This is a genomic window from Phytopseudomonas straminea (assembly GCF_900112645.1).
Classification (GTDB): Bacteria; Pseudomonadota; Gammaproteobacteria; order Pseudomonadales; family Pseudomonadaceae; genus Aquipseudomonas; species Aquipseudomonas straminea.
The window spans coordinates 210,305-217,057 of the sequence record NZ_FOMO01000007.1 but is presented as its reverse complement, the minus strand read 5'-3'; the positions used below and the strand labels follow the sequence as shown (position 1 = coordinate 217,057).

Genomic DNA, 6,753 nt, shown 5'->3' with positions numbered 1-6,753 from the left:
GAGAAGGCGGCCGAAGGCCTGGTGCTGGCCTTCTTCAACCAGGGAGAGGTGTGCACCTGCCCGTCGCGGGCGCTGGTGCAGGAGTCGATCTTCGAGCCGTTCATGAACGAGGTGATGAAGAAGATCAAATCGATCAAGCGCGGCAACCCGCTGGACACCGACACCATGGTCGGCGCCCAGGCCTCGCAGCAGCAGTACGACAAGATCCTCAGCTACCTGGAGATCGCCCAGCAGGAAGGCGCCGAGCTGCTCGCCGGCGGCGCCACCGAGAAGCTGGAGGGCGACCTGGCAGGCGGTTATTACATCCAGCCGACCCTGCTCAAGGGCACCAACAAAATGCGCGTATTCCAGGAAGAAATCTTCGGCCCGGTGGTGGGCGTGACCACCTTCAAGGACGAAGCCGAAGCCCTGGCCATCGCCAACGACACCGAGTTCGGCCTGGGCGCCGGCGTGTGGACGCGCGACATCAACCGCGCCTACCGTATGGGCCGCGGCATCAAGGCCGGGCGCGTGTGGACCAACTGCTACCACCTGTACCCGGCGCACGCTGCCTTTGGCGGCTATAAAAAGTCCGGGGTCGGGCGCGAAACCCACAAGATGATGCTCGACCACTACCAGCAGACCAAGAACCTGCTGATCAGCTACGACATCAACCCGCTGGGCTTCTTCTGAAACTGCCAATTTGCCAATTGAACGCAGCCAACTAAAACGACGCCCCGCCGCCTGCGGCGGGGCGTGAAGGAGTCCCAACATGTCCAAAGAGACAATCGCCACACCCTCGCACGGCGGTGTGGAAACCGAAGCGGTCAGCGCCGACTACTTCGCCAACCGGCAACTGAAACAGGGCGCCGCCGGCTGGATCCTGTTGATCGGCCTGGGCGTGGCCTACGTGATCTCCGGTGACTACGCCGGCTGGAACTTCGGCCTAGCCCAGGGCGGCTGGGGCGGCATGTTCATCGCCACGCTGCTGATGGCGACCATGTACCTGTGCATGTGTTTCTCGCTGGCCGAACTGTCGTCGATGATCCCCACCGCCGGCGGTGGCTACGGTTTCACCCGCACCGCCTTCGGACCCTGGGGCGGCTTTTTGACCGGTACGGCGATCCTCATCGAGTACGCCATCGCGCCGGCGGCCATCGCCTGTTTTATCGGTGCCTACTGCGAGTCGCTGTTCGGCGTCGGCGGCTGGATCATCTACCTGGTGTTCTACGTGGTGTTCATCGGCATCCACATCCTCGGTGCCGGCGAGGCGCTGAAGCTGATGTTCGCCATCACCGCCGTCGCCGCCATCGCCCTGGGCGTGTACATCGTCGCCATGGCGCCGCACTTCCAGGTCGCCAACCTGTTCGACATTCCCGCCACCGACGCCAAGGGCGCCAGCAGCTTCCTGCCCTTCGGCTACCTGGGCATCTGGGCCGCCCTGCCCTACGGCATCTGGTTCTTCCTGGCGGTCGAAGGCGTGCCGCTGGCTGCCGAGGAAACCAAGGATCCCAAGCGCGACCTGCCACGCGGCCTGATCGGCGCGGTGCTGGTGCTGCTGGTGTTCGCCGGGCTGATTCTGCTGGTCGGCCCAGGCGCCGCCGGTGCCCAGTCGCTGGTGGCCTCGGGTAACCCGCTGGTGGAATCGCTGGTCAAGGTCTACGGCGGCTCCACCTGGATGAGCCAGTTCGTCAATCTGGTTGGCCTGGCCGGTCTGATCGCCAGCTTCTTCTCGATCATCTACGCCTACTCGCGGCAGATCTTCGCCCTGTCGCGCGCCGGCTACCTGCCACGCAGTCTGTCGCTGACCAACCGCAACAAGGCGCCGGTCATGGCCCTGATCGTCCCGGGCATCATCGGCTTCGGCCTGTCGCTGACCGGCCAGGGTGACCTGCTGATTCTGGTCGCGGTATTCGGCGCCACGCTGTCCTACGTACTGATGATGGCGGCGCACATCACCCTGCGCAGCCGTCGTCCCGACATGCCGCGCCCCTATCGCACTCCCGGTGGCGTGCTGACCTCGTCGGTGGCTCTGGTGCTGGCAGCGGTAGCGCTGGTGGCCTGCTTCCTAGTCGACCTGCGGGTCGTGATCGGCGCGGCAGTCATCTACGCTCTGTTCATTGCCTACTTCGCGCTGTACAGCCGCCACCACCTGGTGTCCGGCACGCCGGAGGAAGAGTTCGCGGCAATTCAGGCTGCCGAGCAGTCACTGCGTTAACCCCTTGCAGCGGCCGCTGAAAAGCGGCCGCGACAGGAGACATGATTCATGGCTGGATTCACTCACACCATCGCCCACATGACCTGGCGCTTCGACAGCCTGCGCGAGCTGATGGCCAAGGCCAGCCCGGCCCGCTCCGGTGATTACCTGGCCGAGGTCGCCGCGCAGAGCGACGCCGAGCGTGCCGCGGCGCAGATGGCCCTGGCTGACGTGCCGCTGGAGCACTTCCTGCAGGAAGCGGTGATTCCCTATGAACAGGACGAAGTCACCCGGCTGATCGTCGACACCCATGATGCCGACGCCTTCGCCCCGGTCAGCCACCTGACGGTGGGCGGGCTGCGCGACTGGCTGCTCAGCGATGCCGCCGACGAAACCAGCCTGACCGCCCTGGCACCGGGGCTGACCCCGGAAATGGCCGCGGCGGTATCGAAGATCATGCGCGTGCAAGATCTGGTGCTGGTTGCCCAGAAGACCCGAGTGGTCACCAAATTCCGCAACACCATGGGCCTGCGCGGGCGGATGTCCACGCGCCTGCAGCCCAACCACCCGACCGACGATCCGGCGGGCATCGCCGCCAGCATCCTCGACGGCCTGCTCTACGGTAACGGCGATGCGATGATCGGCATCAACCCGGCCACCGATAGCGCCAGCTCGATCCGCGCGCTGGTGGACATGCTCGACGCGATCATCCAGCGCTACGAGATCCCCACCCAATCCTGCGTGCTGACCCACGTCACCAGCTCCATCGCCGCCATCGAGCGCGGTGCTCCGCTGGACCTGGTGTTCCAGTCGATCGCCGGCACCGAGGCGGCCAACGCCAGCTTCGGCGTGACCCTCAAGGTGCTGCAGGAAGGCTACGAAGCCGGCCTGAGCCTCAAGCGCGGCACCCTGGGCAACAACCTCATGTATTTCGAGACCGGCCAGGGCAGCGCGCTGTCGGCCAACGCCAACCATGGCGTCGACCAGCAGACCTGCGAAACCCGCGCCTACGCCGTGGCCCGGCACTTCAACCCGTTTCTGGTCAACACCGTGGTCGGCTTCATCGGCCCGGAATACCTCTACAACGGCAAGCAGATCATCCGCGCCGGCCTGGAAGATCACTTCTGCGGCAAGCTGCTCGGCGTGCCCATGGGCTGCGACATCTGCTACACCAACCACGCCGAGGCCGATCAGGACGACATGGACACCCTGCTGACCCTGCTCGGCACGGCCGGCATCAACTTCATCATGGGCATCCCCGGCTCGGATGACGTGATGCTCAACTACCAGACCACGTCGTTCCACGACGCCCTGTACGCGCGCAAGGTGCTCGGCCTGCATGCGGCGCCGGAGTTCGAAGCCTGGCTGGCGCGCATGGGCATCTTCCAGCAACAGGGCGGCCGCCTGCATATGGGTAACGAGCTGCCGCCGGCATTTCGCCAGGCCCTGGCGCAACTGGCTTGAGAGGTCGCCATGTCCGATAAATCCCCCGCTACGCCCAACCCCTGGCAGCATCTGCGCCAGCTGACCCCGGCGCGTATCGCCCTGGGCCGCGCCGGCACCAGCCTGCCTACCGCCGCGCAACTGGATTTCCAGTTCGCCCACGCCCAGGCCCGCGATGCCGTGCACCTGCCCTTCGACCATGAAGGCCTGTGTGAAGAACTGCAGGGCCGCGGCCTGGATACCCTGCTACTGCACAGCGCCGCGGCGGACCGGCACACCTACCTGCAGCGCCCGGACCTTGGCCGGCGCCTGGACGAAGAATCCGCCAACGCCCTGGACGACTACGCCAAGGAAAACGGCCGCGGCTATGACCTGGCCATCGTCATCGCCGATGGCCTGTCTTCCCTGGCCGTGCGCCGTCACAGCCTGCCATTTCTGGAAAAGCTGCTGGAGCAAATCACCGAGGAAGGTTGGAAACTGGCGCCTATCAGCCTGGTACAACAGGGCCGGGTCGCCGTCGCCGACGAGGTGGGCGAACGGCTGGGCGCCAAGATGACGGTGATCCTGATCGGCGAACGCCCAGGGCTCAGCTCACCGGACAGCCTGGGCCTGTACTTCACCTATGCACCGCGGGTCGGCCTCAATGACGCCTACCGCAACTGCATCTCCAACGTGCGGCTGGAAGGCCTGAGCTACGGCATGGCGACCTTCCGATTGCTGTACCTGATGCGCGAGGCCTGCCGCCGCCAGCTGTCGGGCGTGGATCTGAAGGACGAAGCCGAAGTGCCGACTCTGGAAGACGCAGGGCCGGGGAATTTTTTGTTGCCGGATCAGCGATGAAGCAATAGGTCGTAGCCGTAGGATGGGTCGGGCCGCGTAGGTGAAACCCATCGGCGATTGATGGGTTTCACCCATCCTACGCGGCCCGCCCCATCCTACGGCCTGTCCCCAAACCTCTCGCGGCTAAAGCCGCTCCCACGCCTGGTGCCTTTGTGGGAGCGGCTTTAGCCGCGATCTTTATCGAACTCAATGTGCCTCGATACGAAAGCCCAGCCTCGGAAAGTGCACATGCACGACGCCGGCGCGATCATCTTCGCGGCGCAGGATCAGCTCCTCGGCGCCGGCGAATAGCAGCTCACCCTCGACTGCCTCTAGGCCATAATCGATAGCCGAAACGGCCACCCGCTGTCCGGCCTTGAAACCGTTCGGATCGGCGAACGCTTCTTCGGGCAGCGCCGCAGGTGTGGCGGCGCGCGCGACCTCGACGGCTGCTTCACTGCTCAGGTCCTGCGGGTTGCCGTGCCCGAACGAGAGCACGCGCTCCAGCCAGGCGACTACCGCCGGGTAGCCATCGACCAGCGGTGATGTCACCGGGGTGGCGCGCAGGAACCATAGTGGATGCGCCATGGCGATATCGGCCAGGCTCGCCTCGCCAAACAGGAAATCACCGCCGCTGGCCTCCAGTTGCGCCTGCAGGCGGGTCATGAAGCCAGGCCACTGGTGCTTGGCCTGCTCGGCCGGCAGGCGGGTAGCCTGGCCGCCCGAGAACAGCTTGCTGCGGTCGGCGATGAAGGTCTGCAAGAATTCCGGCGGCGCCTTGGCGAACCGCACAGCGATGGATTCGGGCTGGAACACCAGGCTGACCGCATGCTGGAACACCACCGAGTCGGCCCACTGGGCGAAGGCGGCGACGGCGAAGGCCTGCTTGCCGGGCAGCAATGCCGGCTGCGGCTGGTGCGCCTCGAGGCGGCGGGCGATCAGGGCGGTATCGCAGTAGATATCGGCGCCGATCTGCAGCACCGGTGTCTTGCGGTAGCCGCCAGTGAGGGCGGTGAGGTCCGGCTTGGGCATCACCGGCGGAATCTGCACCGAGCGCCAGGCCAGGTTCTTGAAGCCCATCAGCAGACGCGCCTTCTCGGCGAAGGGCGATGTGGGGTAATGGTGCAGGATCAGATCAGACATGGAAGCCTCCGGGAACGGATGAGCGCCCAGCTTAACTCAGCTCCCCACAGCGTTAGATAGATTCCAGCGGGGCTGATGGCAGCTCATCAAGCACATGCATCAGGCTGCCGGTGGCCACCAGGGCCTCCTTGGCGCCCTTGCCGAGACGCTTGATCGCCCGTTCGCGGCGCAGGGCGTCGCCCTTGCCCGGGCAGCTTTCGCTGTAGACCAGGGCCACCGCCGGGCTGGAGAAGAAGAACCGCGCGCCCTTGCCGCTCTGATGCTGGGCGAAGCGCCGCTGTGGATCATCACTGATGCCGCAGTAGAGCGCGCCATTGGCGGCGCGCACGAGGTAGACGAACCAGGGTTTATCGGCGCTGACGCTCATCACGCGGTCAGGCGAACCACTCGCGGGCCGAACGCCACACGCACATGCCCACGAAGTAGGCCGAGGACAGGCCCCACAGCACCAGCAGCCACACCGGCTGAGCGGGGAACTGCATGATCAGGCCAGCGCAGGCGAACATCCACACCATGGTCACGGCGATGTTGATGGGCATGAACTGCTTGACCCGGAACGGGTGCAGGAACTTCATGCGGGTCAGGGTCAGGCCGGCCAGCACCATGATCACCGCAAAGGTGACCCAGGGCTCGAAGTCCAGCAGGTAGAGATACACCACCACCACGTTCCAGGCGGCAGGGAAGCCGACGAAGTAGTTGTCCTTGCTCTTCATGTTGACGTTACAGAAGCAGAACAGCGACGACAGCAGGATCACGCCCACCGACAGCAGCAGCGTGTACTCGGGCAGCGGAATAAAGCGATAGACGAAGATCGCCGGGATGAATACGTAGGTGAGGTAGTCGATCACCAGGTCGAGGGTGGAACCATCGAAATGCGGCAGCACCACCTTCACGTCGTACTTGCGCGCCAGGGTGCCGTCCAGGCCGTCGACCAGCAGCGCCAGCCCCAGCCACAGCAGGCAGCTTTCCGCCCGCCCCTCGATCAGCGCGAGCAGCGCCAGCATACCGAGGATGACTCCGCTCGCGGTTACCGCGTGCACGCTCCAGGCCTTGGCTTTACGGGGGGATACGGACATAACACTCATGATCGAAATACTCTGGCGGACGGGCTTTCACACGATGAATCAGGCCTTTACATGCACCTTGCCATTCATCGCTGAAGTTCTGACCGG

At 65.0% G+C, this 6,753-nt stretch carries 7 protein-coding genes; 4 read left to right on the top strand and 3 right to left on the bottom strand.

All coding sequences use genetic code 11. From position 1 onward, the window contains the following. The 4 genes from BM279_RS17850 to eutC all read left to right on the top strand — a co-directional run. On the top strand, nt 1–672 hold a 672-nt coding region (locus tag BM279_RS17850; protein ID WP_143103613.1), incomplete at its 5' end, for an aldehyde dehydrogenase family protein. 79 nt (nt 673–751) lie between these two features. Beyond that, nucleotides 752–2,197: an ethanolamine permease gene (eat, locus tag BM279_RS17845; protein WP_093505904.1), complete on the top strand. Its 1,446-nt coding sequence runs from the start codon at nt 752–754 to the stop codon at nt 2,195–2,197. A 48-nt stretch (nt 2,198–2,245) separates the two neighbouring features. After that, nucleotides 2,246–3,640, top strand: coding sequence for an ethanolamine ammonia-lyase subunit EutB (locus tag BM279_RS17840; RefSeq protein ID WP_013790186.1), 1,395 nt, complete (start codon nt 2,246–2,248; stop codon nt 3,638–3,640). Nucleotides 3,641–3,649: 9 nt separating this feature from the next. Then, a complete protein-coding gene (eutC, locus tag BM279_RS17835; protein WP_093505902.1) occupies nt 3,650–4,459 on the top strand; it encodes an ethanolamine ammonia-lyase subunit EutC in 810 nt (269 codons plus the stop codon). Nucleotides 4,460–4,645: 186 nt separating this feature from the next. Here eutC and BM279_RS17830 read toward each other — a convergent pair whose 3' ends face one another. Genes BM279_RS17830 through pcsA form a run of 3 tightly spaced genes read right to left on the bottom strand, consistent with a single transcriptional unit; the run spans nt 4,646 to nt 6,666 of the window. Beyond that, on the bottom strand, nt 4,646–5,581 hold the full coding sequence (locus tag BM279_RS17830; protein WP_093505899.1) for a glutathione S-transferase family protein: 936 nt from the start codon (nt 5,579–5,581) through the stop codon (nt 4,646–4,648). A gap of 52 nt (nt 5,582–5,633) precedes the next feature. Next, nucleotides 5,634–5,948, bottom strand: a complete 315-nt coding sequence (locus tag BM279_RS17825; protein WP_013790183.1) for a GIY-YIG nuclease family protein — start codon at nt 5,946–5,948, stop codon at nt 5,634–5,636. A gap of 7 nt (nt 5,949–5,955) precedes the next feature. Further along, nucleotides 5,956–6,666: a phosphatidylcholine synthase gene (pcsA, locus tag BM279_RS17820; protein ID WP_013790182.1), complete on the bottom strand. Its 711-nt coding sequence runs from the start codon at nt 6,664–6,666 to the stop codon at nt 5,956–5,958. Nucleotides 6,667–6,753: the final 87 nt, after the last annotated feature.

Bases quoted from the DNA above. Each gene is read 5' to 3' on its own strand.
- eat (WP_093505904.1), top strand. From the start codon at position 752: ATGTCCAAAGAGACAATCGCCACACCCTCGCACGGCGGTGTGGAAACC.
- pcsA (WP_013790182.1), bottom strand. From the start codon at position 6,666: ATGAGTGTTATGTCCGTATCCCCCCGTAAAGCCAAGGCCTGGAGCGTG.
- eutC (WP_093505902.1), top strand. From the start codon at position 3,650: ATGTCCGATAAATCCCCCGCTACGCCCAACCCCTGGCAGCATCTGCGC.
- BM279_RS17840 (WP_013790186.1), top strand. From the start codon at position 2,246: ATGGCTGGATTCACTCACACCATCGCCCACATGACCTGGCGCTTCGAC.
- BM279_RS17825 (WP_013790183.1), bottom strand. From the start codon at position 5,948: ATGAGCGTCAGCGCCGATAAACCCTGGTTCGTCTACCTCGTGCGCGCC.
- BM279_RS17830 (WP_093505899.1), bottom strand. From the start codon at position 5,581: ATGTCTGATCTGATCCTGCACCATTACCCCACATCGCCCTTCGCCGAG.